This is a genomic window from Actinomadura sp. NPDC047616 (assembly GCF_040642915.1).
GTDB classification, from domain to species: domain Bacteria; phylum Actinomycetota; class Actinomycetes; order Streptosporangiales; family Streptosporangiaceae; genus Spirillospora; species Spirillospora miaoliensis.
Genome location: NZ_JBEYTB010000002.1, coordinates 566,056 through 591,020, shown reverse-complemented (window position 1 = coordinate 591,020; position 24,965 = coordinate 566,056). Strand labels below are relative to the sequence as shown.

Here is a 24,965-nt window from a genome sequence, read left to right as displayed (position 1 = left end):
GAGCCGGTCCGCGCCGCCGTCCGGGGCCTCGCCGCCCGGGGCCCGGCCCGCCGCGGCCGTGCCGGCCGGAGTCGTGTGGGCCGTCTGCTCTCGCACCGTCAACCTCCCTGCACGGCGGTCAGCACCTCGAGCCGATCCGCCTCCCGTAGCGTCGTGGCGTCCCAGTCGGAGCGCCGTACCACCTCGTCGTTGAGCGCCGCCGCCACGCCGGAGACGGCGGGGGCGACGGACGACACCAGCTCGGCCACGCTGGTGCCCTCGGGCACCTCGCGCGCCTGCCCGTTGACGATGACCTTGACCTTCATGCCGTGACCTCGAAGCGATCGGGGGTGAAGGGACGGGCCTCCTCGGGCACCGTCCCGTCCAGCAGCGTCTCGGTGAGCGCGTCCGCGCTGACCGGCGTCAGCAGGATGCCGTTGCGGAAGTGCCCGGTGCCCAGCACCAGCCCCGGCAGCGCGGACGGGCCGAGCACCGGCGCGTTGTCGGGCGAGCCGGGCCGCAGCCCCGCCGACACCTCGGCGAACTCCAGCTCGGTGATGCCGGGCAGCAGCTCGCGCGCGTCGCGCAGCAGCTCCCACAGGCCCCCGGCGGTGACGCGGGTGTCGAAGCCCATCTCCTCCTGGGTGGCGCCGACCACGATCTCCCCGTCGGCACGCGGCACCAGGTAGATCGACGAGCCCTTCACCAGCCCGCGCGTGCAGCGCCGCAGGAACGGCACCCGGGTGCGCAGCCGCAGCACCTGGCCCTTCACCGGACGCACCGGTGGAACGGTCCCGGGCGGCAGGCCGCCGATGTCGGACGACCACGGCCCGGCCGCCAGCAGCACCCGGTCGGCGGGCAGCCGCGAGCCGTCGTCCAGCCGCACGCCGGCGACGGCGTCGCGCTCGACCAGCACGGCCTCGGCGCGCCGCCGGACCAGCCGCACGCCCAGCTTCTCGGCCGCGGCCAGCAGCGCGGGGGTCAGCCTGCGCGGGTCGATCGAGCCGTCCTCGGGGACGAGCAGCCCGCCGCGCACGCCCGGCGCCAGCATGGGCTCCTGCCGGCGGCACTCCCGTCCGGTCAGCGTCTGCGGGGTCAGCCCCAGCGCCTCCTGGAAACGGCGCAGGTCGTCCAGGTACGCCAGGTCGTCGGCGTCGAAGGCGACCTGCAGGACGCCGTCCGTGCGCAGTCCGGTGTCGGCCCCGGTCAGCTCCTCCAGCTCGGCGACGAACGCCGGGTAGCGCGCCAGGGACGTCAGGCCCAGCCGCAGCAGCGGCTCCTCGCCGTAGGTCAGCTCGCTGACGGGGGTCAGCATCCCGGCGGCGACGGCCGACGCGCCGCTCGCCGGATCGGGATCGACCAGGGTGACCGACGCGCCGCGCGCGGCCGTCCGCCAGGCCGTGGCCAGCCCGACGACCCCGGCCCCAATGATCACGATCTCCAAGTGTGCACTCCCTTCGCCGGCATGATCCGGATCAGGTCCTGGCGGTCGGCGGCCCGCACAGCCGCCCTCTCAGCCCGGTCGTACCGGACTCCCGCGGTTTCTCGCATCTACCACCCTACGTCCCATTAGTCCGGTCCCGTGTGCGGGCATGCGCGTGGCGGACGGCCGTCCGAAGCGGCCGGAACCGGGCGGACTAAGGTGAGCCTTCATGAACAGGGTGATCGTGGTGGGCGGCGGGCTGGCGGGCGTGCGGGCGGTGGAGGCCCTGCGCCGCAAGGGGCACGAGGGAGAGGTGATCCTCGTCTCGGCCGAGCGGCACCGGCCCTACGACCGGCCGCCGCTGTCCAAGGCGGTGCTGGCGGGCGACGCCGACGACACCACCGTCGAGGTCGACTGGGACGACCTGCGCTGCGAGACGCTGCTCGGCGAGCGCGCCACCGCGCTGCGGCCCGGCGACCCGCGCGGCGGCACCGTCGTCACCACCGCCGGCGAGCTGGAGTTCGACGGGCTGGTCATCGCCACCGGCGCCACGCCCGTCACCCTGCCCGGCCACGGCGCCCAGCACGTGCTGCGCACCATCGACGACGCCCGCGACCTGCGCGCGCGGCTGACGCCCGGCGTCCGCCTCGTCATCGTGGGCGCGGGCTGGATCGGCGCGGAGGTCGCCACCACCGCCGCCAGGAAGGGCTGCTCGGTCACGGTGGTGGAGGCCGCCGACGCCCCCCTGTCGGGCGCCATCGGCCCGGAGGTCGGGGCGCTGACGGCCCGCTGGTACGGCGAGGCCGGCGTGGAGCTGCGCACGGGCGTCAAGGTCGCCGCCGTCGAGCCCGGGTCGCTGCTGCTGGCCGACGGCGACCGCGTCGCCGCCGACGCGATCGTGGTCGGCGTCGGCGTCCGCCCCGAGCTGGGCTGGCTGGACGGCTCCGGCGTGGAGATCGACGGCGGCGTGGCGACCGACGCCGCGTTCCGCGTCACCGTCGCGGGCACCCCGCGGTCCGACATCGTGGCGGTGGGCGACTGCGCCGCCTGGTGGTCGAACAGGTACGGGCGGCGCCTGCTCGTCGAGCACTGGGACACCGCCCTCAACGCCCCCGCCGTCGCGGCCGCCACCCTGGTCGGGGAGGACGCCGAGTACGACCCCGTGCCGTACTTCTGGTCCGAGCAGTTCGGCCGGATGGTGCAGTACGCGGGCCACCACCCGGTGGCCGAGCGCGCGCTGTACCGGGGCGACCCCGACGGCTCCAAGTGGTCGGTGTGCTGGCTCACCGGCGACCGCCTGGACGCGATCCTCACCGTCGACCGTCCCCGCGACCTGGTGCAGGCGCGCCGCGTGATGACCGCGGGCACGCCGGTCGACCCGGACCTGCTCGCCGACCCCGAGCGTCCCGTCCGCGAGACGGTGAAGCCGTGACGGCGCACGTGACGGCGCCGCGACGCCGGCGGCGGCGCCCGGCGGCCTTCCGGGAAGCGCCGGGGTTTGAGAGGAGCGGGGGCGTGGTAGGCAGGGGGCGTGACGCAGATGCACGCAACCGTTGAGCGCGATCTCGATCCCCGGACCGACGCCCTGGCGGGGGAGTGGCTCACCCTCAAGGAGGTGGCCGCGCGGCTGGGAGTCAAGCACAGCAGGATCAAGCAGCTGCTCGCCGAGCGCAAGCTGCTGGCCGTCCGCCGCGAGGGCCAGCTCATGGTCCCCGCCGCGTTCCTGCGGGACGGCCAGGTGATCAAGGGACTGTCCGGCACGCTGACGGTGCTGTCGGACGCGGGCTTCAGCGACCTCGAGACGCTGCGGTGGCTGTTCACCGCCGACGACACCCTCCCGGGCACCCCGGTCCAGGCCCTCAGCGAGAACCGCGGCACCGAGGTCCGCCGCCGCGCCCAGGCCCTGGCCTTCTAGGGCGCCCAGGCCCTGGCCTTCTAGGGAGGGCGCAACCGGAGAAGTGCGCACCGGCCGCCGCACGGCCGGTGCGCACCGGCGCGTGACCCCGCGATCCGCATCCGGCCCCCCGGCGCCGGGTATCAACCGCAAGACACGCGCCGCGCGCGGACAGACAGAGCGCACGCACGCGCACAACAGTGAAAGGAACCTCTCCCACCGTGTCCAGGCACCTGCCCTCCGAACGCGCCGTCGCCCTGCGCGCCCGGCTCAGCCGGGCCCGCCTCTACCTCTGCACGGACGCCAGGGAGCGGCAGGGCGACCTGCCCGAGTTCCTCGACGCGGTGCTGGCCGGCGGCGTCGACATCGTCCAGCTCCGCCAGAAGGGCCTGGAGGCGCGGCAGGAACTGGAGTACCTGCGGGTGTTCCGGGCGGCCTGCGAGCGGCACGGGGCGCTGCTGGCCGTCAACGACCGCGCCGACGTCGCCCACGCCGCGCACGCCGACGTCCTGCACCTGGGCCAGGACGACCTGCCGGTGCAGGCGGCCCGCGCCATCGTCGGCCAGGACGTGCTCATCGGCCGGTCCACGCACTCCGACGAGCAGGCGTCGGCGGCCGCCGCCGAGCCGGGCGTCGACTACTTCTGCGCCGGCCCGGTGTGGCCCACCCCCACCAAGCCGGGACGGCCCGCCCCAGGGCCCAAGCTGCTGGAGTACGTCGCCGCGCAGCGCGAGGTCCGCCCCTGGTTCGCCATCGGCGGCATCGACGCGGGCAACCTCGACCAGGTGCTGGCCGCCGGGGCGAGCCGCGTGGTCGTCGTCCGCGCCCTCACCGAGGCGGCCGACCCGGGCGCCGCGGCCGCCGAGCTGGCCCGCCGCCTGGCCGCCCGCTCCGCCGATCCGGCCTGATCATCGGGCCTGAGCGTCGGGCCTGGTCATCGGGGGCGTCGCCGCCCGTTCTCCCGGAGGTCGCCGTACGGTCGCCCCGTGATCGCCGCCCCGGCGACGGGCACGCGCCGGCATGTCCGACAATGGACCCATGAGCATGGGACCCGACGACGAGCGTGTGGTCGACCTGGCCGACGACGAGCTGGAGATCCTCCCCGACCAGACCACCGACGACACCGACACCGGATGGGGCGAATGGCGCGGCGACGACGACTCCCGGCTCCTGGACGACCGTCCGCCGCACTGGTGATACGGCCCTGACCCGGCACTCACCGGCCGCGCGGCGTCCCGCGCCGCGCGGCCCCGCTCACCACAGCAGACCGAGCACGAACCCGGCCGCCATCACCACGGCCAGCGCCACCATCATCCGCCAGCGGTAGGCGGGGATGCGCCTGGGCCGCGGCTTGGGGGCGGGCGCGCGTCCCTCCCGCAGCGCGCGCACCAGCTGCCGCGCCGTGGGCCGGGCGGCCGGGTTCTTGTCCAGGCAGCGCAGCGCCAGGTCGCGCAGCGGGCCGTCCATGTCGCCCAGGTCGGGACGGCGCGACGTCACCCGCCGCATCACCGCCGCGCTCGGCCCGCTGCCGAACGGGGGACGTCCCGTGGCGGCGAACACCACCGTGGCGCCCCAGGCGAACACGTCGGCGGGCGGGCCGACCGGCTCGTCCTCGATCTGCTCGGGCGCCATGTAGGCGGGCGTGCCCACCGGGCCCGTGGTGATCGTGGTGGCGTCCGCCATCCGGGCCACGCCGAAGTCGATGACCTTGGCGCCGTCCGGGCCGAGCACCACGTTGCCCGGCTTGAAGTCGCGGTGCACGATGCCCGCCCGGTGGATGGTGGCCAGCGCGGCGGCGGTGCGCAGCGCCACCGTGCGCAGCCGCTCCTCCGGCAGCGGCCCCTGCTCCTCGACGACCCGCTGCAGCGACGGTCCCTCGACGTACTCGCTGACGATGTACGGGCGGTCGCCGGTGACGTCGGCGTCCAGCATCCGGGCGGTGTGCCGGCCCGCGACCTGCAGCGCCGCGTCGGCCTCCTTGCGGAAGCGGCCGAGCGCGCGCTGGCCGGCCGCCGAGCCGCCCCGCAGCAGCTTGACCGTGACCAGCTCGCCCTGCGGCGACCGGGCCAGGTAGACGACGCCCTGGCCGCCCTCGCCGAGCCGGCCCAGCAGCCGGTAGTCGTCGATGCGGCGGGGGTCGTCCGGGGCCAGCGGGCCGCGCACGCGCCGGTCGCGACGCGGCCGCGGGTCGCGTCGCGCACGCCGTTCGGGCGGTGAGGGACGGGGCGTGGTGGGCACGTCGGGCTCCGGCTCGGGGAGGCGGGGGTTGGGGAATGCCTCTTTTGTACCGTGCCGACCCCGTCCGCGCGTCCCGAACATTGATCTTTTACCTCGTCGCGGGCGCACGGCGCCGCACGGCACGGCCACCCCGCACGTGACGGGCACCCCGCATGTGACGGGCACCCCGCATGTGACGGGCACCCCGCATGTGACGGGCACGCGCACGGCGCCGCGCCGGACGGGCCGGCGGGCGGCGCCGCGCCGGTCAGGCCTGGCGGGCGGTGGCGGCGACGGCCAGCTCCTCCAGCGCGGTGACGGCCTCGGGGGCCAGCGGGGCGTGCGCCAGCGCGGCGGCGGCCTCGGCCGCGTACCGGTCGATCATCTCCTCGCAGGCGGCCAGCCCGCCGCTCTCCTCGATGATCGTCCGCAGCCGGTCGACGCCCGGGGCGTCCAGCGCCGGGTCGCCGAGATGCCGCTCCAGGATCTCGGCCTGCGCGGGCTCGGCGCGTTCGGCGGTCAGCGCGACCAGCACCGTCCGCTTGCCCTCGCGCAGGTCGTCGCCCGCGGGCTTGCCCGTCTCCGCCGGGTCGCCGAACACGCCGAGCACGTCGTCGCGCAGCTGGAAGGCGATGCCGAGCGGCCGCCCGTACGCGCTGAGCGTCTCGATCACCTCGGGCGGCGCCCCGGCTAGCGCGGCGCCGAGGTGCAGCGGCCGCTCGATGGTGTACTTGGCGCTCTTGTACTCCACCACGCGCAGCGCCGTGTCGACGGTGCCGCCGCGCCGCGCGCCCTCCAGCACGTCCAGGTACTGGCCGCACATCACCTCGGTGCGCATCCGGTCGTAGACGGCGCGCCCCCGGGCCAGCCGCTCCGGTGCCAGCGCGCTGGTCTCGTACATCTCGCCCGACCACGCCAGGCACATGTCGCCCAGCAGGATCGCAGCGCCCAGCCCGAACGGCTCGGGGGCGCCCAGCAGGCCGTCGCGCCGGTGCAGCTCCTCGAACCGGCGGTGCACCGACGGCTGGCCGCGCCGGGTGTCGCTGGAGTCCATCACGTCGTCGTGGATGAGCGCGCTGGCCTGCAGCAGCTCCAGGGACGCGGCGGCGGTCACGATGCCCGGCGCCTCGTCGCCGCCCGCGCCGCGCCAGCCCCAGTAGCAGAACTGCGGGCGCAGCCGCTTGCCGCCCGCGAGCAGCGCGTCCAGCGCGTCCAGCAGGGGGGCCAGATCCGGGCTGATCGCCAGCAGGTCCGGCCGCCGGTGGTCGACGAAGGCCAGCAGAGCCTCGTCGACCTCCTTGCGGATGCGGCGCGTCGTCATGTTCCTGATCGTTCCGTTCGCTGGTTGATCACCTACGGACGAGGCGAGTATTTCGCACCATGTCCGTAATTTCATCTTCGGCCAGGCTGGATCGGCGCGCGCACCGGGGGCGGTACTCGGATCGTGCCGCCGGACGACCTCGGGATCGTGCCGGCGGGGCCCCCACCACTACGCTTGGGGGATGCGATCCGTACGTCCCGACCGCGCCCCGACGATCCGCGAGCTGCTGGCAGACGGCCGCAAGACGTTCTCCTTCGAGTTCTTCCCCCCCAAGACCGAGCAGGGGGTGCGGAACCTGTGGCGGACGATCCGCGAGCTGGAGACGCTCCGCCCGTCGTTCGTGTCGGTGACGTACGGCGCCGGCGGCGGCACCCGCGACACGACCGTCGACATCGTCGAGCGCATCGCCACCGACACCACCCTCACCCCGGTGGCGCACTTCACCGCCGTCAACCACTCGCGCGCCGAGCTGCGCCACCTGGTCGGCCGGTTCGCCGCCGCGGGGGTGCGCAACATCCTGGCCCTGCGCGGCGACCCGCCCGGCGACCCGATGGGCGAGTGGGTCAAGCACCCCGAGGGCGTCGAGTACGCCGCCGAGCTGGTCGGCATGATCCGCGCGTACGGCGACTTCTGCGTGGGCGTGGCCGCCTTCCCCTACAAGCACCCGCGCTCGCCCGACATCGAGAGCGACACGCGGCACTTCGTGGCCAAGTGCCGCGCGGGCGCCGACTACGCGATCACCCAGATGTTCTTCCGCGCCGAGGACTACTTCCGGCTGCGCGACCGGGTGGCGGCGGCCGGCTGCGACGTGCCGATCATCCCGGGCATCATGCCGGTCACCCAGCTCAGCACCATCGAGCGCTCCGAGCAGCTGTCGGGCGCCCCGTTCCCGCCCGAGGTGCGCGAGCGGTTCGAGGCGGTCGCGGACGACCCCGAGGCGGTGCGGCGGCTGGGCATCGAGCACGCCGCCGAGCTGTGCCGTGAGCTGCTCGACCAGGACGCGCCCGGCATCCACTTCATCACCTTCAACAAGTCCACGGCGACCCGCGAGGTGTACGCGCTGCTGGAGGAGTCCGGCCACAGCGCCGCCCGCCCGGCCCGCGCCACCGCCTGATCCCGGGGCGTTGGGCCGCCCGGGCCGCCGGCCTGGCCCGGGCTCAGTGCCTGGGAGTGAGCGGCAGCGTGCCGCCCATGACCGCGTAGCGGGGGCCGCCACCGGGGAACTCGAAGTCGGTGAGCAGGTCGACCATGCCCACCGAGCGGTACAGGTTGCGGGCCGGGGAGTCCGGCGGGCTGTTCAGCGTTGACAGCACCGCCGTGCGCTCCGAACGGCCCTCGCACAGGGCGTTCAGCAACGCCCGGCCCAGGCCCTGGCCCTGGTGCTCGGGATGCACGTGCAGTTCGGCGACCTCGAACGCGTCGTCCATCCAGGCGGCGGCGTGCTCGGGGCCGCCCTTCTCGGCCAGCGCCTGGTACACCACGTCGTGCCACCACTGCCCGGCCCCGCCGTGGAAGCCGTAGATGAACCCGCGCACCGGCCCGTTCAGGCCCGGCAGCGCCCCGCGCCGCTCGGCCACGAACGCCCGGAACCCCGGGTACGCGGCGTGCCGCTGCATGATCGTGTGCCGTCCCGGAAGCTGGTCGCGGGGCGGCCGCATCGCCGCCGCGTACACCTCCACGATGGGGTTCAGGCGGCGCAGGAAGGCACGATGGTCGATCTCGCGCAGCTTCGGCTCCCTCACGCAGTAGAGCCTAGACCCGCCCGTGGCGCCGCCTGTGTCCGGCCGGGGGCGAGCGATCGCTTCGCCCTGGCCACGGGCGTTGCGGCCTCACGGCGTCCAGGGGGAGGAGGGGCGTTCAGGCCGGGACGGTGCGCTGGGTGGCGTTGAGGCGGTCGTAGATGTCCCACAGGATGCGGTCGGCGGCCTTCTGCAGGCTGGCGCGGTTCTCGTCGAGCTGCCCGCCCCACTGCCGCGCCTCCGGGCCCAGCCAGGCGTCCGTGCCGCCCAGCGTCTTGACGGGCGCGTCCAGGGCCTGGCGCAGCCTGCCGATGCTGCCGTAGGCGTCGGCGTACGCCTGGTAGAGCTGCCGGTAGGCGGGGTTTGGACGCTCGTGGGGCGACAGCTTGGCCGCCGCGGACTCGTCCAGCGGCGGAGGCAGGCTCCCGGGGGGCGGCGGAGCGGCCATGACGACCTCTCAGGTCTGTTGTGTCTCAGGTTTCGAGTGCGGGCTGACGCTGGTCGGACTGGGGTGAGGCGGCCGTCGGGCCGTGCAGGCCCAGCTTGGCCAGCGCGTCGCGGGCCTTCTGGCTCATGTCCGCGCCGGTGAGCACCTGCACCGCGACGGAACGGACCTCCCGGCTCTCGGCCTCCTCCAGGAGCGTGCGCAGCCACGTGACGTCCATCGTGAGGTGGTGGCTGGCCGTCCCCAGGGACTCCTGCACGAAGCCCAGGCGCGTCTTGTTCCCGTCGGCCGCCTGGAGCAGGGCGGCGACCCCGGCCGGGCCGAGCCGCTCATAGAGCTTCTCGGTGTAGTCGGGGTCGTCGGCGTTGGCCTTCAGGTGCTTCCACACCGAATCGGGGACGGGCTTGTGGTCCTTGAGCGCGGCGGACACAGCGAGCGCGTCGGCACGCGCGGCCTTGGCGGCGGCCTCCCGGGTGGGGAAGTTGCCGATGTCGCCCGCGCCGTTCGGCGTCGTGTTGCGGGGCGGCTTCGCGGGGGCGGGCTTGAACGGACGCGACGGCGCCCCGCCGCCCTTGGACGGCTGCCCGCCCTTGCCGGCGCCGCCCCTGGGCGTGGGGACGCCCCGCGTCGCACCCGTGCCCGGGCCGCCGGACGGGCCCGGCGCCGGGGACGGGGCGGGCGGCGTCTGGACGCCCCCGCCCCGGTCGGGATGGGTGACCGCGTAGTTGTAGCGGCGCGTCAGCATGCCGAGCTGGTCGGCCGTCCACTGCGCAACCTGGTCGGCCTGCCGGTACCCGGCGGCCGACACCCCCGGCGGGGGGCGGTGGCCGTTGAGCCAGCCCCGGATCGCCGTGGCCGCCTCCTGCATCTGCTTGAGGAGCTGGTTGAGCGCGGGCGGATCGATGCCGCGGAAGTCGGCGTTTCGCGCGGCCGGCCCGGTGCGCATCTGCGCGGTCATCCGCCCTCCCGAACGTCGTGGGTCCGGTTCCCCAGAATCACACCGGCATCACTCGCTGTCGAGTACCCGCCGCACCGAGTCGGGGTCGCGGGCCACGACCGCGACGCCGTCACCGGTCAGGACGATGGGCCGCTGGATCAGCACCGGGTTGGCGACCATCACCTCGATCCAGCGCGCGCGGTCGCGTTCCATGTTCTTCAGGTCCAGCTCCTTGGCGACGGGCTCGTTCAGCCGTGCCACGTCCCACGGCTCGGCGCCGATACGGGTGAGCACCGCGTCGAGCTCCTCGGCGGTCGGCGGATCGTCCAGGTAACGGCGCTCGGTGTAGGAGACCCCCGCCTCGTCCAGCGCGGCCTTGGCGGCCCTGCTCTTGGAGCAGCGCGGGTTGTGCCAGATCTCGGTCGTCATTCGTCCACTCCCACGTCGGCGGGGTCGCCCCCGGTGATGCGCACCAGCTCCTCGTACGAGGTCGGGAAGACGGTGTGGGGATGCCCGCCCGCCGCCCACACCACGTCGTGCTTGTCCAGCCACACGTCCACGAGCGTACGGATCGGGGCGGGGTGCCCGAGCGGAGCGACACCCCCGATCGGCTGACCCGTCGCCTGCCGGACGAACTCCGGCGTGGCCCGCCTGACCTTGCGCGCCCCCACCAGCGCGGCCACCCGGCCTGTGTCGACCCGGTGGGCGCCGCTCGTCAGCACCAGCAGCGGGGCGCCGTCGGCGTCGAAGACGAGGCTGTTGGCGATCGCGCCGACCGCGCAGCCGAGCTGCTCGGCGGCGGCCTGGGCGGTGGGGGCGGGTTCGGGCAGCTCGACGATCTCGCCGGTCGCGCCCCGCTCCCGCAGGGCCTTTGCCACCCGTTCGGCGTTCGCATGCATGGCAGCACTCTAGAGTGTCGAGAACTGTACCTTGGGTGCATTTGCCCAGGAAGGGAGGTATGCGGATGCGTGCACGGATGGCAGCCGTACTGGCCGGCGCGGTGGTCGCGACCGGCTTCACGACCCAGGCGGCGACGGCCGCCGAAGGCGCCACCACCCCCACCGTCGAGCAGGCGGCCGCGCCCGCCCAGCGTCCCACGCTGAAGCTCGGGTCCAAGGGCGACGCCGTACGGCAGCTGCAGACCCGCCTCAAGCAACTCCACTACGACCCGGGGACCGCCGACGGCCGCTTCGGGACGTCCACCCAGATGGCGGTGTGGGCCTTCCAGAAGGTCAACCGCCTCGCGGTCAACGGCACCGTCGACGCCGGCGTCTGGAAGGCGCTGGACGCCCCCAGGCAGCCCCAGCCGCTGACCAAGCGGCGTGAGGCCGACCGTGTCGACGTCGACCTGACGCGCCAGTACCTCGTCGTCTACAAGGACGGCAGGCTGCGGCTGATCTCGCATGTCTCGGCGGGGTCCGGCGAGCGCTTCTGCACCACCGACCCCAAGACCAAGAAGGAGCACTGCCGCCACGCCGTCACCCCGACCGGCGACTACCGCACGCAGCGCCGCATCGACGGCTGGCGCGTCGCGCCGCTGGGCCGGCTCTACAACCCGATCTACTTCAACGGCGGCATCGCCTTCCACGGCGCGCCGAGCGTGCCGGACCACCCGGCCTCGCACGGCTGCGTGCGGCTGCCCATGCACATCGCCGAGTACTTCCCGAAGATCGTCGCCAACGGGGTCGCCGTCCACGTGCGCCGTCCGGCCTAGCCCGCGACTGTCGGACCCGCCTGCTCTACTGGCCCTGACCAGGGCGATCGTCGCCGTGTTCGAACACGTTGACGAATCGTCATGGGGACGGTTTACTGTGAATGCGTCGAACTTATGTTCGACGTGGTACGGGACTCGCGGACCGTGCCAGGGCTACGGGGCGCGGCCCCCTGCTCGCCGGCCCGACGGCCGGTGTCGCCGGGGTCCGCGGTGTTCACGGGGGCACGTCCCCCGGAACCCCCGCCCGTCCCCGCCGGATCAGCGCGCGATCCGGCGGGACGGACGGCCGGGCGGAGCGAGGGGAAGCGCTCCGCCCGGCCGGCCAGGCCGGCCCGAGCCGGAAGGAGACAGGCCATGTCCGTCACGAAGACCACGCGGGGCGCCCACTCCGCTGTTCACTCTTCCGCCCAGTTCGGCGACCTGCCCCGCCCACGTCCACGCCCGCTTCCTGCCCCACGCCCGGCCCACACGGCCACCGGGCAGCTGCAGGCCGCCCGCATGGGCCTGGCCGAGGCGGCCGAGGCCACCTCGCCCGCCGTGCGCTACGTGTGCGCCCACCTGGCCGCGCTGCGCGCCGCCGCCGCGGTGCTGGCCTCCAAGGAGCCCGTGGAGACCCACCGCCGCGGCCGTCCGCGCAGCGTGTGGGTGCTGCTCCCCGAGGCCGAGCCCGCCCTGCGCGAGTGGGCCGCCTTCTTCGCCGCCGGCGCCGACAAGCGCGCCGCCGCCGAGGCGGGCCTGCCCCGCGCCGTGACCGCGCGTGAGGCCGACGAACTCCTGCACGACGCCGAGGTGTTCGTCTCCCTGGTGGAGGAGACCCTGGGCATCCCCAGCCAGCCCACCCTCCCCATCCCCGACTCCCGCGCCAGCTGACCCAAGCCCGGAGCACGCAACACCTCACCACCCCACGACCTGCTCCGTCACCCCCCACCCTCGACCAGACACCCACCCAGAAGACGCTCCCAAAGCCACCGCCCGGGTGAGCTACGGCCGACTTCGCCGCAGCCCTGTCCTCGGTGCCCAGCCGGGGGAGGCCCCGCAGACCTCCGACCGGGCCCAGTCGGCCCGCTCGCCGTCCCGCGGTCGGCCCCGCCACAGCCCCGTGTGCGGTGTCCCACGGGGCGACGCCCGGACCCCCATCTCGAGGCGGTCATCCTCCCCTGGTCTGGCCGCCTCGCCCGCCGGGGCCGCCGTTCCCCTCCCTGGACCAACGGCGGCCCCGGCCCCCTCGGACGCCCGGTGCGACATCCCCGCACATCCAGCCCACCACCGCGCCGCCTGCTGCCAATCCCTGCTACCTGCCACGCTTCCCCCCGCGCCCCCCGATGGGCGCACGCTCAAACGGCGGCCCGGGCCCCACGCTCGGATGCCTGGTGGGGGGCGGTGCTGCTGGCGGCGGGGCTGGCCGCGCTGACCCTGGGCGCGGAACTGCTCGTCGTCGCGGCGGTGCCCGCGGCGCACACGGGGGTGGCCACCGGTGTGAACACGCTGCTCCGCACCGTAGGGGCGTCGCTGGGGACGCAGGTGAGCGCCGTGATCGTCACGGCGTCGGTGCCGGACGGCGGACGGTTCCCCGCCGAGTGGGGCTTCGCGCTCGGCTTCGCCGTCAGCGCGGTCGCCATGGCGGGCGTGCTCGCCGTCGCCGCGGCGGCGCCGCGCCGGTGGTGACGCGCCGGTGGTGACGCGCCGGTGGTGACGCGCCGGTGGTGACGCGCCGGTGGTGATGCGGCGGGCGATGCCGTCCGGGGCCTGGCACGCGAGGCGAGGGGCTCGTCTCGCAGACCAGGCCCCGGACGCCGGGTCGAGGGGCTCCCGGTCAGGTGGTCAGAACGCCTCCACGGCGCGCCGGGCCTCCGGGTCGAGAACGCCCCAGCCGATCAGTTCCTCGGTCAGTTCGGACGGCGACTTGTCGTAGATCACCGCCAGCGACCGCAGATCCTCCTGCCGGATGGACAGGACCTTTCCGTTGTAGTCGCCCCGCTGGCTCTGGATCGTCGCGGCGTAGCGGGCGAGGGGACCGGCCTTGTCCTTCGGAAGCTGCTGCAGACGCTCGAGATCGATCACGAGCTTCGGTGTAGGCCCGAGCGGGCTCGGCGCGGCTCCGCCGGGCAGCAACTCGGAAACCGGCACGCCGTAGAAATCGGCGAGCTCGGCCAGCTTCTGAACGGTGACGGCGCGGTCGCCCCGCTCGTACGAACCCACGACGACGGCCTTCCAGCGGCCGCGGGACTTCTCCTCCACGCCGTGCAGGGACAGGCCCTGCTGGGTGCGGATGGCGCGTAGGCGCGCCCCAAGAGCCTTAGCGTATTCAGACGGCATGTGCGGTCCCCCAGGCTCACTTTCGTCGTCGTTGTCGGGCCCCCGGAACGCGCTCCTTCGTGCCCGGGGGGAAGCCCGGACCCGGAGGCTGCACCGCCCCAAGGGTCCGTCTCCAGCGATGGTTACGGACAGTGACGGTAAAACGGGGACGGCCCTAGGTCAAGCTGATTGGAAAAAAGCGGTCGAATCCGCAGGTCTCGATCCGGACCGTCCGGATCGGGCCGGCCCGTCGCGCGCACCGGTCACGTCCGGCGCCCGATCCGTACATTCCCCGAATGTGACCGCTCTCACCAGGCAAGACGCCCGGTATCCCCGGTACGGGGCAGAGCGGGGGGACTGCTACGGTGATACGGACGAGCGTCCTTTAAGGCCCGTCCCGTGAGGCGGGAAAGGAGGTTTCAGTGGTGAATGCTGCCCCCCGGCGGGAGGAGCCGGCGGAGGCGCGCGTGGCGGACGGTGACCCCCGGCCCACCGATCCCGGAAAGGACTCCGGGCACAAGGCCGTTCTGGAGGGTCCCGACATCCGGCGTGCGCTCACCCGCATCGCACACGAGATCCTGGAGCGCACCAAGGGCGGCGACGACGTCGTCCTGCTGGGCATCCAGACCCGCGGCGTGACGCTGGCGCGCCGCCTGGCCGAGCTGCTGGAGCGCGTGGAGGGCCGCCCGGTCCCGCGCGGTTCGCTGGACGCCACGATGTACCGCGACGACCTGCGGATGAAGCCCGCCCGCGCGCTGAACCGCACCGAGCTGCCCGCCGGCGGCGTCGACGACCGCATCGTGGTGCTGGTGGACGACGTGCTGTTCTCCGGCCGCACCGTCCGCGCCGCGCTGGACGCCCTGGGCGACCTGGGCCGCCCGCGCGCCGTGCAGCTGGCCGTACTCGTCGACCGAGGCCACCGGCAGCTGCCGATCCGCGCCGACTACGTGGGCAAGAACCTGCCCACCTCCATGCGGGAGACCGTCAAGGTCATGCTCGCCGAGAACGACGGGCGCGACGCGGTGCTGCTGGGCCCGGCCGACGGGCGTCCGCGCGCGGCCGAGGGGAGGCACGGCTGATGCGACACCTGATCTCGGCGGCCGACCTGAGCAAGGACGACGCGCTGCTCGTGCTGGACACGGCCGAGGAGCTGGCCCGGGTCGCCGACCAGTCCATCAAGAAGCTGCCGACGCTGCGCGGCCGCACCGTGGTGAACCTGTTCTTCGAGGACTCCACCCGCACCCGCATCTCGTTCGAGGCGGCCGCCAAGCGGCTGTCCGCCGACGTGATCAACTTCTCGGCCAAGGGGTCGAGCGTGTCCAAGGGGGAGAGCCTCAAGGACACCGCCCTGACGCTGGAGGCCATGGGCGCCGACTGCGTGGTCATCCGGCACGGCGCGTCCGGCGCCCCGTACCGGCTGGCCAACTGGGTGCACGGCAGCGTCGTCAACGCCGGCGACGGCACGCACGAGCACCCCACCCAGGCGCTGCTGGACGCGTTCACCATGCGCCGCCGCCTGGGCAACCTGGAGGGCCGCCGCGTCACGATCGTCGGCGACGTGCTGCACAGCCGTGTGGCACGCTCCAACGTGCTGCTGCTGGGCACCCTCGGCGCCGACGTCACGCTGGTCGCGCCGCCCACGCTGCTGCCGGTCGCGGTCGACACCTGGCCGTGCTCGGTGTCCTACGACCTGGACGCGGTGCTGCCCAAGAGCGACGTGGTGATGATGCTGCGGGTGCAGCGCGAGCGCATGAACGCCGCGTACTTCCCCAGCGTCCGCGAGTACAGCCGCCGCTACGGCCTGGACGCCGAACGGCTCGCACGGCTGTCCGACGACGCCATCGTCATGCATCCCGGCCCGATGAACCGCGGCGTGGAGATCGCCGCCGAGGTGGCCGACTCCCCCCGTTCCACCATCGTCGAGCAGGTCGCCAACGGCGTCAGCGCCCGCATGGCCGTGCTGTACCTGCTGCTCGGCGGTTCCGAGCCCGCCATCGGCAAGGAGGTCGTCGCAAGGTGAGCGTCACCTATCTCATCAAGGACGCGCGGATCCTGGGCGGCGACCCCGCCGACATCCTCGTCCGCGACGGCGTGATCGCCGAGATCGGGCGGGGGCTGGACGCGGCGGGCGCCCAGGTCGTGCGGGCCGACGGCCTGATCGCGCTGCCCGGCCTGGTCGACCTGCACACCCACCTGCGGGAACCGGGACGCGAGGACGCCGAGACCGTCGAGTCCGGCACCAAGGCTGCGGCGATGGGCGGGTACACCGCCGTGCACGCGATGGCCAACACCGACCCCGTCGCCGACACCGCGGGCGTGGTCGAGCAGGTGTGGCGCCTGGGCCGCGAGGCCGGATACTGCGACGTGCAGCCGGTCGGCGCGGTCACCCGGGGCATCGCCGGGGAGCAGCTGGCCGAGCTGGGCGCCATGGCCGACTCGGCCGCCCAGGTGCGGGTGTTCTCCGACGACGGGCACTGCGTGTCCGACGCGGTGATCATGCGGCGGGCGCTGGAGTACGTCAAGGCGTTCGACGGCGTGATCGCCCAGCACGCCCAGGAGCCGCGGCTGACCGAGGGCGCCCAGATGAACGAGGGCGAGGTGTCGGCCCGGCTCGGCCTGCCCGGCTGGCCCGCGGTGGCCGAGGAGGCGATCATCGCCCGGGACGTGCTGCTGGCCGAGCACGTGGGCTCGCGGGTGCACGTGTGCCACGTGTCCACCGCCGGGTCGGTGGAGATCATCCGGTGGGCCAAGAGCCGCGGCTGCCGGGTCACCGCCGAGGTCACCCCGCACCACCTGCTGCTCGACGACACCCGCGCCGAGACCTACGACCCCATCTACAAGGTGAACCCGCCGCTGCGCACCGCCGACGACGTCACCGCGCTGCGGCACGCGCTGGCCGACGGCACCATCGACTGCGTGGCCACCGACCACGCCCCGCACCCGGTGGAGGCCAAGGAGACCGAGTGGGCCGAGGCCGCCATGGGCATGATCGGCCTGGAGACCGCGCTGCCGGTCGTCCAGGAGGCCATGGTCGACACCGGACTGCTCGACTGGGCCGGGGTGGCCGACCGGATGGCGTTCCGCCCCGCGCGCATCGGCCGCCTGTCCGGGCAGGGCCGTCCGCTGGCCGCGGGTTCGCCCGCCAACATCACGCTGTACGACCCGGCGCCGCGCCGCCCGGTGGACCCGACGGCGATGACGTCCAAGAGCCGCAACACCCCCTACCTGGGGCTGGAGCTGCCGGGACGGATCGTCGCGACGTTCCTGCGCGGCCGTGCGACCGTACTGGAAGGGAAGCTGCAGTGACCCCACCTCCCGCCGTGCTGGTTCTGGAAGACGGCAAGACGTTCCGCGGGGTCGCGTACGGGGCGTTGGGGGAGACCTTCGGCGAGATGGTCTTCGCCACCGGCATGACCGGCTACCAGGAGACCCTCACCGACCCGTCCTACGCCCGGCAGATCGTGGCGATGACCGCCCCGCACATCGGCAACACCGGCGTCAACGACGAGGACCCCGAGTCGCGCCGCATCCAGGTCGCCGGGTACGTGGTGCGCGAACCCGCCCGCGTGGCGTCCAGCTGGCGCGCCACCGGCTCGCTGGGGTCGGCGCTGCGCGCGCAGGGCGTCGTCGGCATCGCCACCCCCGGCACCCGTGCGCTCACCCGCCACCTGCGCGACAAGGGCGCCATGCGCGCCGGGATCTTCAGCGGCGACGCCGCCCTGGCCCCCGAGGGCGACCTGCTGGACAAGGTGCTGGCCAGCCCGTCCATGGTGGGCGCCGACCTGGCCCGCGACGTGTCCACGCCCGAGCCGTACGTGGTCGCGGCGCACGGCGCCAAGCGCTTCACCGTGGCCGCCGTCGACCTGGGCATCAAGTCCATGACGCCGTACCGGATGGCCGAGCGCGGCTGCGAGGTGCACGTGCTGCCCGCCGCCAGCACCGCCGAGGACATCCTGGCGCTCGACCCCGACGGCGTGTTCTTCAGCAACGGCCCCGGCGACCCGGCCGCCGCCGGCTACGCCGTCGACGCGCTGCGCGGGGTGCTGGACGCCGGCAGGCCGTTCTTCGGCATCTGCTTCGGCAACCAGATCTTCGGGCGGGCCCTGGGCCTCGGCACCTACAAGCTGCGGTTCGGGCACCGGGGCATCAACCAGCCCGTGCAGGACCGCACGACCGGCAAGGTGGACGTCTCGGCGCACAACCACGGGTTCGCCGTGGACGCGCCGACCGACGGGACGTTCGACACCCCGTACGGACGCGGCGAGGTCAGCCACGTCAACCTCAACGACGGCTGCGTCGAGGGCCTGCGGCTGCTCGACTACCCGGCGTTCAGCGTCCAGTACCACCCGGAGGCGGCGGCAGGCCCGCACGACGCCACGAACCTGTTCGACCGCTTCTGCGAGCTGATGGATCTGAGGAAGGTGCACGGCTGATGCCTCTGATCCGAGCGTCCAGTACCACGCAGCGCCGCCCTGAGGCGGCGGCAGGCCCGCACGACGCCACGAACCTGTTCGACCGCTTCTGCGAGCTGATGGGGGGTGCCCGCTGATGCCGCGGCGGACCGACCTGAACTCCGTCCTGGTGATCGGCTCCGGCCCGATCGTGATCGGCCAGGCGTGCGAGTTCGACTACTCCGGCACCCAGGCGTGCCGGGTGCTCAAGGCCGAGGGCCTGCGGGTGGTGCTGGTCAACAGCAACCCCGCCACGATCATGACCGACCCGGAGTTCGCCGACGCCACCTACGTCGAGCCGATCACCCCGGAGGTCGTCGAGAAGATCATCGCCAAGGAGCGGCCGGACGCGCTGCTGCCCACCCTGGGCGGCCAGACCGCGCTCAACACCGCCATCGCGCTGTACGAGTCGGGCGTGCTGGAGCGCTACGGCGTCGAGCTGATCGGCGCCGACGTGGACGCCATCCAGGCGGGCGAGAACCGCGAGCGGTTCAAGGCCGTCGTCGACAAGGTCGCCCGCGAGCACGGCCTGAACGCCGAGTCGGCCCGCTCGGTGATCTGCCACACCATGGACGAGTGCCTGGCCGGCGCCGCCGAGCTCGGCTACCCGCTCGTCGTGCGGCCGTCGTTCACCATGGGCGGCGCCGGGTCCGGCATGGCCTACGACGAGGACGACCTGCGCCGCATCGCCGGCGCCGGGCTCGCCGCGTCCCCGACCAGCGAGGTGCTCCTGGAGGAGTCGATCCTCGGCTGGAAGGAGTACGAGCTGGAGGTCATGCGGGACGCCGCCGACAACGTCGTCATCGTGTGCTCCATCGAGAACCTCGACCCGATGGGCGTGCACACCGGCGACTCGATCACCGTGGCGCCCGCCATGACGCTCACCGACCGCGAGTACCAGAACATGCGGGACGTGGCGATCGCGGTGATCCGCGAGGTCGGGGTGGACACCGGCGGCTGCAACATCCAGTTCGCCGTGCACCCCGGCACCGGGCGCATGGTCGTCATCGAGATGAACCCGCGGGTGTCGCGGTCGTCGGCGCTGGCGTCCAAGGCCACCGGCTTCCCCATCGCCAAGATCGCCGCCCGGCTGGCCATCGGCTACACGCTGGACGAGATCCCCAACGACATCACCGCCGAGACCCCCGCCTCGTTCGAGCCGACCCTCGACTACGTGGTGGTCAAGGTGCCGCGGTTCGCGTTCGAGAAGTTCCCCGGCGCCGACCAGGGCCTCACCACCCACATGAAGTCGGTGGGCGAGGCCATGGCGATCGGCCGGTGCTTCACCGAGGCGCTGCAGAAGGCGCTGCGGTCGCTGGAGCAGAAGGGCTCCTCGTTCTCCTGGGCCGGGGACCGCGGCGACGCCGAGGAGTGGGTCGAGAAGGCGACCCGTCCGCACGACGGGCGGCTGCGCGCCGTCCAGCGGGCGATGTGGGCGGGCGCGTCGGTCCAGCGGCTGCACGACGCCACCGGCATCGACCCCTGGTTCCTGGACCAGATCGCGGCGCTCAACGAGATCGCCGAGGAGATCCGCACCGCCGAGGACGCGCTCACCCGCGACAAGCTGCTGCGGGCCAAGCGGCACGGCTTCTCCGACGCCCAGATCGGCGAGCTGCGCGGCCTGTCGGAGGAGGTGGTGCGGGAGCTGCGGCACGCCCTCGGCGTCCGGCCCGTCTACCTGACCGTCGACACCTGCGCCGCCGAGTTCGCCGCCCGCACCCCCTACCTGTACTCCTCCTACGACGAGGAGACCGAGGTGCCGCCCGGCACGAAGCCCAAGGTGATCATCCTGGGGTCCGGGCCGAACCGCATCGGGCAGGGCGTGGAGTTCGACTACTCCTGCGTGCACGCCTCGTTCACCCTGGCCGAGGCGGGCTACGAGACCGTCATGGTCAACTGCAACCCCGAGACCGTCTCCACCGACTACGACACCTCCCACCGGCTGTACTTCGAGCCGCTGACGCTGGAGGACGTGCTGGAGGTGGTGCACGCCGAGCAGCGCACCGGCGAGGTCGCCGGGGTGATCGTCCAGCTCGGCGGGCAGACCCCGCTGCGCCTGGCCCAGCAGCTCAAGGACGCGGGCGTGCCGGTCGTCGGCACCTCGCCGGAGAGCATCCACCTGGCCGAGGACCGCGGCGCGTTCGGCCGGGTGCTGCACCGCGCCGGGCTGCCCGCGCCCAAGCACGGCACCGCCACCTCCTTCGAGGAGGCCCGCGAGATCGCCGCCGAGATCGGCTACCCGGTGCTCGTGCGGCCCTCCTACGTGCTGGGCGGCCGCGGCATGGAGATCGTCTACGACGACGCCACGCTGGAGTCGTACCTGGAGTTGCAGAGCCAGGGCGGCCTGCTGGAGCACCCCGTGCTCGTCGACCGGTTCCTCGACGAGGCCATCGAGATCGACGTGGACGCCCTGTTCGACGGCGAGGAGCTCTACCTCGGCGGCGTCATGGAGCACATCGAGGAGGCCGGGATCCACTCCGGCGACTCGGCGTGCGCGCTGCCGCCCATCACCCTCGGCCACGACGACCTGCGCCGCATCCGCGAGGCCACCGAGGCCCTCGCCCGCGGCATCGGCGTGCGGGGGCTGATGAACGTCCAGTACGCGCTGTCGGCCGGCGTGCTGTACGTGCTGGAGGCCAACCCGCGGGCCTCGCGCACCGTGCCGTTCGTGTCCAAGGCCACCGCCGTGCCGCTGGCCAAGGCCGCCGCCCGGATCATGCTCGGCGCCACCGTCGCCGAGCTGCGGGCCGAGGGCGTGCTGCCGGCGTCCGGCGACGGCGGGTCGCTGCCGCTGGACGCGCCGATCGCCGTCAAGGAGGCGGTGCTGCCGTTCAACCGGTTCCGCACCCCCGAGGGCCAGGGCGTGGACACCGTGCTCGGCCCCGAGATGCGCTCCACCGGCGAGGTCATGGGCATCGACGAGGGGTTCGGCACCGCCTACGCCAAGTCGCAGCAGGCCGCCTACGGCGCCTCCCTGCCCACCAAGGGCCGCGCGTTCGTGTCGGTGGCCAACCGGGACAAGCGGCACATGGTGTTCCCCGTCAAGCGCCTTGCTGACCTGGGCTTTGAGATTCTTGCCACGGAGGGGACCGCGGAGGTCCTGCGCCGCAACGGCGTGCATGCCAAGATCGTGCGCAAGCACAGCGACGGCCCGGGACCCGACGGCGAGCCCACCATCGTGCGGCGCGTCCTCGACGGCGAGGTGGACCTCATCGTCAATACTCCCTTCGGCAGCCCCGGACAGTCGGGGCCGCGGCTGGACGGCTACGAGATCCGTACCGCGGCCGTGCTGCGCGGCGTGCCGTGCGTGACGACCGTGCAGGGCCTGGCGGCGGCCGTGCAGGGCATCGAGGCCATCGTCGGCGGCCAGGTCGGCGTGCGCTCGCTGCAGGAGCACGCCGAACGCCTGCGCGGCGCGCACGGCGCCGGGCCCGCGTGACGGGAGGTCGGCCGGGGCTGTCCGGCGGGTGAGCCGCCGGGCCGCGCGGCCCGACGACGACGAGAGGGAGACGGGTGTCCGACACACCGGTGCAGACGTCGGCAACCGTTCTGACGGTGCGCCAGGTGGGCGACTACCACGCGCTGACGGCGGTGGCCCCCGGGGTCGCGGAGCGGTTCCGGCCGGGGCAGTTCGTGGCGCTCGCCGTGGGCGGCGAGCACACCAGTCGCCTCGCGCGCCGGTGCGTGGCCGTCCACGAGGTCAAGTCGGACTACGGCGGGACGGTGGAGATGGTGTTCGCCGTCCGCGATCCGGGCACCCGCTGGCTGGCCGGGCTGCGGTCGCGCGACCGGCTCGACGTGGCCGGTCCGCTCGGCCGCCCGTTCCGGCTGCCCCGCGACCCGGTCGGCTGCCTGCTGGTGGGCGGCGGGCCGGGCGCGGCCGGGCTGTTCGCGCTGGCCGACACGCTGCACCGGCGCGGCTGCCAGGTGCACTTCGTGCTGGCGGGCGCCACGTCCCGGCAGGTGTTCGGGTCGCGGATGGCCCAGCGCATCGGCGACAGCGCCACCGTCGCCACCGAGGACGGCTCGCTGGGCGAGAAGGCCACGCTGCGCGAGGTGCTGCCCCGCGTGATCGAGGAGACCGCCTCCGACGTCGTCTACGGCTGCGGGCCCACGTCCCTGCTGCGCACGGTCACCCGCATCGCGGGGGACGTCGGCCTGCCCTCCCAGGTGTCGGTGGAGGAGTTCCTGCAGCAGACGGGGGCGTGCGGCATCGGCGTGTGCATGACGTGCGTGCTGCCGTTCCACGGCGACGACGGGGTGACCCGCATGGTGCGCGCCTGCACCGAGGGGCCGGTGCTGCGCGGCGACCGCGTCCGCTGGGGCGACCTGGGCACCATCCCGTTCGACGCCCTGGGCGCCCCCCGCGTCCTGCACACCCGGCCGGTCCCGGAGCGGGACGACGTCACCGACCGCGCCCGCGAGGAGGCCCAGTAGATGTCCTCGGACAGGATGCGGACCCGGCTGGGCGACCTGGAGCTGCCGAACCCGGTGCTGACGGCGTCCGGCTGCGGCGGGACCGGACGCGAGCTGGCCCAGTTCACCGACCTGACGCGGCTCGGCGCGTTCGTCACCACCTCGGTGATGGCGCAGCCGCGGGCGGGACGGCCCACCCCGCGGATGGCCGAGACGCCCGCCGGGCTGCTGACCGCGATGGGCCTGCCCGGCCCGGGCATCGACGGCTTCCTCGAACGCGACCTGCCGTGGCTGACCGAGCAGGGCGTGCGGACGATCGTGTCGCTGGCCGGCAACAGCGTCGAGGAGTTCGGCGAGCTGGCCCGGCGGCTGCGCGGCGTGCCCGGCGTCGCCGCGATCGAGGTGAACGTCGCCTGCCCCAACGTCGAGGACCGCGGCCGGATGTTCGCCTGGCATCCGCGCGCGTCGGCCGCCGTGGTGCGGGCGGTGCGCGCCAACAGCCGGGTGCCGGTGATCGCCAAGCTCGCGCCCGACGTCACCGACATCGTCACCATCGCGCTGGCCTGCGTGGACGCCGGGGCCGACGCGCTGACCCTGATCAACACGATGGTCGGCATGGCCATCGACACCGGCACGCTGCGGCCCACGCTGGCGGGCGTGTCGGGCGGACTGTCCGGCCCGGCCGTGCGGCCCGTGGCGGTGCGCTGCGTCTACCAGGTGCACGCCGCGCTGCCCAGCACCCCCATCGTCGGCGTGGGGGGCGTGGCCACCGGACTGGACGCGCTGGAGTTCGTGCTGGCCGGGGCCTCGGCGGTCGCGGTGGGCACCACGTTGTTCCACGACCCGTCCGCGGGCACCCGCATCCTGCGCGAGCTGGAGGACGCCCTGGCGGCGCGCCGGCTGACCCTGGCCGACGCCGTGGGCCTGGCCCACAAGCCCGCCGGCTACGTCCCGCCCCAGGTCCGCCCCGAGGAGCCCGTGCCGGCGGAGACGAAGGAGAAGCTGCCGTGACCGCTGCCCCCGCCCCCATCGCCGTGGCGCTGGACGCCCCCGACCTGGAGACGGCCGCGCGGTGGGCCTCCCTGGTCACGCCGCACGTCAGCACCGTCAAGGTGGGCCTGGAGCTGTACCTGCGGTACGGGCCGGACGTGGTCGCCAGCGTGCGCGGCGCCAGCGGCGTCCAGGTGTTCCTGGACCTGAAGCTGCACGACATCCCCGCCACCGTGGCGGGCGCGGCGCGCGCCGTGGGACGGCTGAGGCCGGCGTTCCTCACCGTGCACGCGGCGGGCGGCCCCGCCATGATCCGCGCCGCCGTGGACGCCGCGCCGGACACCCGGATCGCGGCGGTGACGGTGCTGACGTCCCTGCACGACGACGATCTGGCCCGCATCGGCCTGGCGGGGCCCGCGCACGACGCCGTACGGCGCCTGGCGGCCCTGTCGGTGGACGCCGGTGCCCAAGCGCTCGTCTGCTCGCCTCAGGAGGCCGCTGCGGTCCGCGCGGAGGTCGGCCCCGACATCACCCTCATCACCCCCGGCGTGCGGCCCGCAGGCGCCGACACGCAGGACCAGGCGCGCGTCGCCACGCCCGAGGAGGCGCTGGCGGCCGGGGCCGACCTGCTGGTGATCGGGCGCCCCATCACCGGCGCCGCCGACCCGGGCGCGGCGGCCGCGGGCATCGCCGCGGCGCTGCGCCGCACCACGGCCGGCCCCGCCGCCTGAAACGGCCGCCCGGACGGTCACCCCGCCCGGCCGTTCCCCGAACGGTCGCCTGAACGGCCGCCCGGCGGGCCGCCGGGCCCCGGCGGCCACTCGGCCGGTCACCTCTATTAACCTGTCATGCGGGAAGTTTTAGGACATTTCGGACAGGTGATCGACGTCACTTCCGCGGGTCCGTTTTCCGGAAAACACGGCCTCGGCGGAAAATGTGACGCGTATCACCGGCGATGGTCCGGCCGACGTGTCGGAATCGCGGTCGCGGGTCCGTACCTCGTGCGAAAGCCCCGGAGAAAAGGGTGACAACTGACACATATGGGGCGTTGCCTGGGGATTTTTCACGATCTTGCGAAAGTCCCAGATGGGGCGGGGGTGGCGCCGAGGCGACCCCCGGCTGTGTACACTCCGTATTCAGGACA

General features: G+C 74.0%; 26 protein-coding genes and 1 riboswitch. Of the genes, 16 read left to right on the top strand and 10 right to left on the bottom strand.

Annotation, left to right across the window (positions count from 1 at the left end):
- Positions 1–98: 98 nt before the first annotated feature.
- Together thiS and thiO are read right to left on the bottom strand one after the other, a co-directional pair.
- Complete coding sequence (gene thiS / locus ABZ801_RS06945) at positions 99–305, bottom strand: sulfur carrier protein ThiS (protein ID WP_344955349.1); 207 nt, start codon at positions 303–305, stop codon at positions 99–101.
- Positions 302–1,423, bottom strand: coding sequence for a glycine oxidase ThiO (gene thiO / locus ABZ801_RS06940; protein ID WP_360693861.1), 1,122 nt, complete (start codon positions 1,421–1,423; stop codon positions 302–304). The genes thiS and thiO overlap by 4 nt, the downstream gene beginning before the upstream one ends.
- Positions 1,414–1,528, bottom strand: a riboswitch (TPP riboswitch). Its footprint overlaps the gene before it by 10 nt.
- A 103-nt stretch (positions 1,529–1,631) precedes the next feature.
- Between thiO and ABZ801_RS06935 the strand changes: the two genes are divergently transcribed.
- From ABZ801_RS06935 to ABZ801_RS06920, 4 genes are all read left to right on the top strand, one after another.
- A complete protein-coding gene (locus ABZ801_RS06935) occupies positions 1,632–2,834 on the top strand; it encodes an FAD-dependent oxidoreductase (RefSeq protein ID WP_360693859.1) in 1,203 nt (400 codons plus the stop codon).
- A 108-nt stretch (positions 2,835–2,942) separates the two neighbouring features.
- The gene (locus ABZ801_RS06930; RefSeq protein ID WP_344955355.1) at positions 2,943–3,317 is read left to right on the top strand and encodes an Rv2175c family DNA-binding protein; all 375 of its coding nucleotides are present in this window, start codon (positions 2,943–2,945) and stop codon (positions 3,315–3,317) included.
- Between the two features lie 200 nt (positions 3,318–3,517).
- Positions 3,518–4,204 (top strand): thiamine phosphate synthase, encoded by a 687-nt coding sequence (gene thiE, locus ABZ801_RS06925; protein ID WP_360693854.1) that lies wholly within the window; start codon positions 3,518–3,520, stop codon positions 4,202–4,204.
- A gap of 130 nt (positions 4,205–4,334) precedes the next feature.
- Complete coding sequence (locus ABZ801_RS06920) at positions 4,335–4,493, top strand: hypothetical protein (RefSeq protein WP_344955359.1); 159 nt, start codon at positions 4,335–4,337, stop codon at positions 4,491–4,493.
- A gap of 57 nt (positions 4,494–4,550) precedes the next feature.
- Here ABZ801_RS06920 and ABZ801_RS06915 read toward each other — a convergent pair whose 3' ends face one another.
- Positions 4,551–5,534 carry a serine/threonine-protein kinase gene (locus ABZ801_RS06915; RefSeq protein WP_344955361.1) on the bottom strand — a complete coding sequence of 328 codons (984 nt, stop codon included), beginning with the start codon at positions 5,532–5,534 and terminating at the stop codon, positions 4,551–4,553.
- A gap of 247 nt (positions 5,535–5,781) precedes the next feature.
- On the bottom strand, positions 5,782–6,834 hold the full coding sequence (locus ABZ801_RS06910) for a polyprenyl synthetase family protein (protein ID WP_344955363.1): 1,053 nt from the start codon (positions 6,832–6,834) through the stop codon (positions 5,782–5,784).
- A gap of 181 nt (positions 6,835–7,015) precedes the next feature.
- Between ABZ801_RS06910 and metF the strand changes: the two genes are divergently transcribed.
- On the top strand, positions 7,016–7,948 hold the full coding sequence (gene metF / locus ABZ801_RS06905; protein WP_344955365.1) for a methylenetetrahydrofolate reductase [NAD(P)H]: 933 nt from the start codon (positions 7,016–7,018) through the stop codon (positions 7,946–7,948).
- Between the two features lie 43 nt (positions 7,949–7,991).
- On the opposite strand, the gene ABZ801_RS06900 is transcribed toward metF, so the two are convergent.
- From ABZ801_RS06900 to ABZ801_RS06880, 5 genes are all read right to left on the bottom strand, one after another.
- Positions 7,992–8,576, bottom strand: a complete 585-nt coding sequence (locus ABZ801_RS06900; RefSeq protein ID WP_344955367.1) for a GNAT family N-acetyltransferase — start codon at positions 8,574–8,576, stop codon at positions 7,992–7,994.
- A gap of 115 nt (positions 8,577–8,691) precedes the next feature.
- Positions 8,692–9,021 (bottom strand): hypothetical protein, encoded by a 330-nt coding sequence (locus ABZ801_RS06895; protein WP_344955369.1) that lies wholly within the window; start codon positions 9,019–9,021, stop codon positions 8,692–8,694.
- 25 nt (positions 9,022–9,046) lie between these two features.
- Entirely contained in the window at positions 9,047–9,976 is a 930-nt protein-coding gene (locus ABZ801_RS06890) for a hypothetical protein (protein WP_360693847.1), read from the bottom strand.
- 48 nt (positions 9,977–10,024) lie between these two features.
- Positions 10,025–10,384: an arsenate reductase family protein gene (locus ABZ801_RS06885; RefSeq protein ID WP_360693844.1), complete on the bottom strand. Its 360-nt coding sequence runs from the start codon at positions 10,382–10,384 to the stop codon at positions 10,025–10,027.
- Positions 10,381–10,854: a YbaK/EbsC family protein gene (locus ABZ801_RS06880; RefSeq protein WP_360693841.1), complete on the bottom strand. Its 474-nt coding sequence runs from the start codon at positions 10,852–10,854 to the stop codon at positions 10,381–10,383. The genes ABZ801_RS06885 and ABZ801_RS06880 overlap by 4 nt, the downstream gene beginning before the upstream one ends.
- A 65-nt stretch (positions 10,855–10,919) precedes the next feature.
- Between ABZ801_RS06880 and ABZ801_RS06875 the strand changes: the two genes are divergently transcribed.
- The 3 genes from ABZ801_RS06875 to ABZ801_RS06865 all read left to right on the top strand — a co-directional run bounded on the left by ABZ801_RS06875 (position 10,920) and on the right by ABZ801_RS06865 (position 13,334).
- Positions 10,920–11,669 carry a L,D-transpeptidase family protein gene (locus tag ABZ801_RS06875; RefSeq protein WP_360693838.1) on the top strand — a complete coding sequence of 250 codons (750 nt, stop codon included), beginning with the start codon at positions 10,920–10,922 and terminating at the stop codon, positions 11,667–11,669.
- Positions 11,670–12,023: 354 nt separating this feature from the next.
- Positions 12,024–12,539 carry an SAV_6107 family HEPN domain-containing protein gene (locus ABZ801_RS06870; RefSeq protein ID WP_344955379.1) on the top strand — a complete coding sequence of 172 codons (516 nt, stop codon included), beginning with the start codon at positions 12,024–12,026 and terminating at the stop codon, positions 12,537–12,539.
- A gap of 510 nt (positions 12,540–13,049) precedes the next feature.
- On the top strand, positions 13,050–13,334 hold the full coding sequence (locus ABZ801_RS06865; protein ID WP_360693835.1) for a hypothetical protein: 285 nt from the start codon (positions 13,050–13,052) through the stop codon (positions 13,332–13,334).
- Positions 13,335–13,490: 156 nt separating this feature from the next.
- Here the strand turns inward: ABZ801_RS06865 and ABZ801_RS06860 are convergent, their stop codons facing one another.
- On the bottom strand, positions 13,491–13,985 hold the full coding sequence (locus ABZ801_RS06860) for a transcriptional regulator (RefSeq protein WP_285492517.1): 495 nt from the start codon (positions 13,983–13,985) through the stop codon (positions 13,491–13,493).
- Between the two features lie 446 nt (positions 13,986–14,431).
- On the opposite strand from ABZ801_RS06860, the gene pyrR reads away from it, so the two are divergent.
- The 8 genes from pyrR (at position 14,432) to pyrF (ending at position 24,552) form a co-directional block, all read left to right on the top strand.
- Positions 14,432–15,043 (top strand): bifunctional pyr operon transcriptional regulator/uracil phosphoribosyltransferase PyrR, encoded by a 612-nt coding sequence (pyrR, locus tag ABZ801_RS06855; RefSeq protein ID WP_360694161.1) that lies wholly within the window; start codon positions 14,432–14,434, stop codon positions 15,041–15,043.
- A complete protein-coding gene (locus ABZ801_RS06850; protein WP_344955388.1) occupies positions 15,043–15,984 on the top strand; it encodes an aspartate carbamoyltransferase catalytic subunit in 942 nt (313 codons plus the stop codon). Before pyrR ends, ABZ801_RS06850 begins: the two co-directional genes overlap by 1 nt.
- On the top strand, positions 15,981–17,270 hold the full coding sequence (locus tag ABZ801_RS06845; RefSeq protein ID WP_360693831.1) for a dihydroorotase: 1,290 nt from the start codon (positions 15,981–15,983) through the stop codon (positions 17,268–17,270). The genes ABZ801_RS06850 and ABZ801_RS06845 overlap by 4 nt, the downstream gene beginning before the upstream one ends.
- Positions 17,267–18,397, top strand: coding sequence for a glutamine-hydrolyzing carbamoyl-phosphate synthase small subunit (carA, locus tag ABZ801_RS06840; protein WP_360693828.1), 1,131 nt, complete (start codon positions 17,267–17,269; stop codon positions 18,395–18,397). Before ABZ801_RS06845 ends, carA begins: the two co-directional genes overlap by 4 nt.
- Positions 18,398–18,512: 115 nt before the next feature.
- Positions 18,513–21,854 carry a carbamoyl-phosphate synthase large subunit gene (carB, locus tag ABZ801_RS06835; protein ID WP_360693826.1) on the top strand — a complete coding sequence of 1,114 codons (3,342 nt, stop codon included), beginning with the start codon at positions 18,513–18,515 and terminating at the stop codon, positions 21,852–21,854.
- Positions 21,855–21,928: 74 nt separating this feature from the next.
- Entirely contained in the window at positions 21,929–22,852 is a 924-nt protein-coding gene (locus tag ABZ801_RS06830) for a dihydroorotate dehydrogenase electron transfer subunit (RefSeq protein WP_360693823.1), read from the top strand.
- Positions 22,853–23,842 (top strand): dihydroorotate dehydrogenase, encoded by a 990-nt coding sequence (locus tag ABZ801_RS06825; RefSeq protein ID WP_360693820.1) that lies wholly within the window; start codon positions 22,853–22,855, stop codon positions 23,840–23,842.
- A complete protein-coding gene (gene pyrF, locus ABZ801_RS06820; protein WP_344955400.1) occupies positions 23,839–24,552 on the top strand; it encodes an orotidine-5'-phosphate decarboxylase in 714 nt (237 codons plus the stop codon). The genes ABZ801_RS06825 and pyrF overlap by 4 nt, the downstream gene beginning before the upstream one ends.
- Positions 24,553–24,965: the final 413 nt, after the last annotated feature.

Excerpts from the sequence above, each read along its gene's own strand:
- thiS (WP_344955349.1), bottom strand. The coding sequence starts at position 305 with ATGAAGGTCAAGGTCATCGTCAACGGGCAGGCGCGCGAGGTGCCCGAG.
- ABZ801_RS06935 (WP_360693859.1), top strand. The coding sequence starts at position 1,632 with ATGAACAGGGTGATCGTGGTGGGCGGCGGGCTGGCGGGCGTGCGGGCG.
- ABZ801_RS06930 (WP_344955355.1), top strand. The coding sequence starts at position 2,943 with ATGCACGCAACCGTTGAGCGCGATCTCGATCCCCGGACCGACGCCCTG.
- ABZ801_RS06920 (WP_344955359.1), top strand. The coding sequence starts at position 4,335 with ATGAGCATGGGACCCGACGACGAGCGTGTGGTCGACCTGGCCGACGAC.
- ABZ801_RS06910 (WP_344955363.1), bottom strand. The coding sequence starts at position 6,834 with ATGACGACGCGCCGCATCCGCAAGGAGGTCGACGAGGCTCTGCTGGCC.
- metF (WP_344955365.1), top strand. The coding sequence starts at position 7,016 with ATGCGATCCGTACGTCCCGACCGCGCCCCGACGATCCGCGAGCTGCTG.
- ABZ801_RS06895 (WP_344955369.1), bottom strand. The coding sequence starts at position 9,021 with ATGGCCGCTCCGCCGCCCCCCGGGAGCCTGCCTCCGCCGCTGGACGAG.
- ABZ801_RS06890 (WP_360693847.1), bottom strand. The coding sequence starts at position 9,976 with ATGACCGCGCAGATGCGCACCGGGCCGGCCGCGCGAAACGCCGACTTC.
- ABZ801_RS06885 (WP_360693844.1), bottom strand. The coding sequence starts at position 10,384 with ATGACGACCGAGATCTGGCACAACCCGCGCTGCTCCAAGAGCAGGGCC.
- ABZ801_RS06880 (WP_360693841.1), bottom strand. The coding sequence starts at position 10,854 with ATGCATGCGAACGCCGAACGGGTGGCAAAGGCCCTGCGGGAGCGGGGC.
- ABZ801_RS06875 (WP_360693838.1), top strand. The coding sequence starts at position 10,920 with ATGCGTGCACGGATGGCAGCCGTACTGGCCGGCGCGGTGGTCGCGACC.
- ABZ801_RS06870 (WP_344955379.1), top strand. The coding sequence starts at position 12,024 with ATGTCCGTCACGAAGACCACGCGGGGCGCCCACTCCGCTGTTCACTCT.
- ABZ801_RS06860 (WP_285492517.1), bottom strand. The coding sequence starts at position 13,985 with ATGCCGTCTGAATACGCTAAGGCTCTTGGGGCGCGCCTACGCGCCATC.
- ABZ801_RS06850 (WP_344955388.1), top strand. The coding sequence starts at position 15,043 with ATGCGACACCTGATCTCGGCGGCCGACCTGAGCAAGGACGACGCGCTG.
- carB (WP_360693826.1), top strand. The coding sequence starts at position 18,513 with ATGCCGCGGCGGACCGACCTGAACTCCGTCCTGGTGATCGGCTCCGGC.
- ABZ801_RS06825 (WP_360693820.1), top strand. The coding sequence starts at position 22,853 with ATGTCCTCGGACAGGATGCGGACCCGGCTGGGCGACCTGGAGCTGCCG.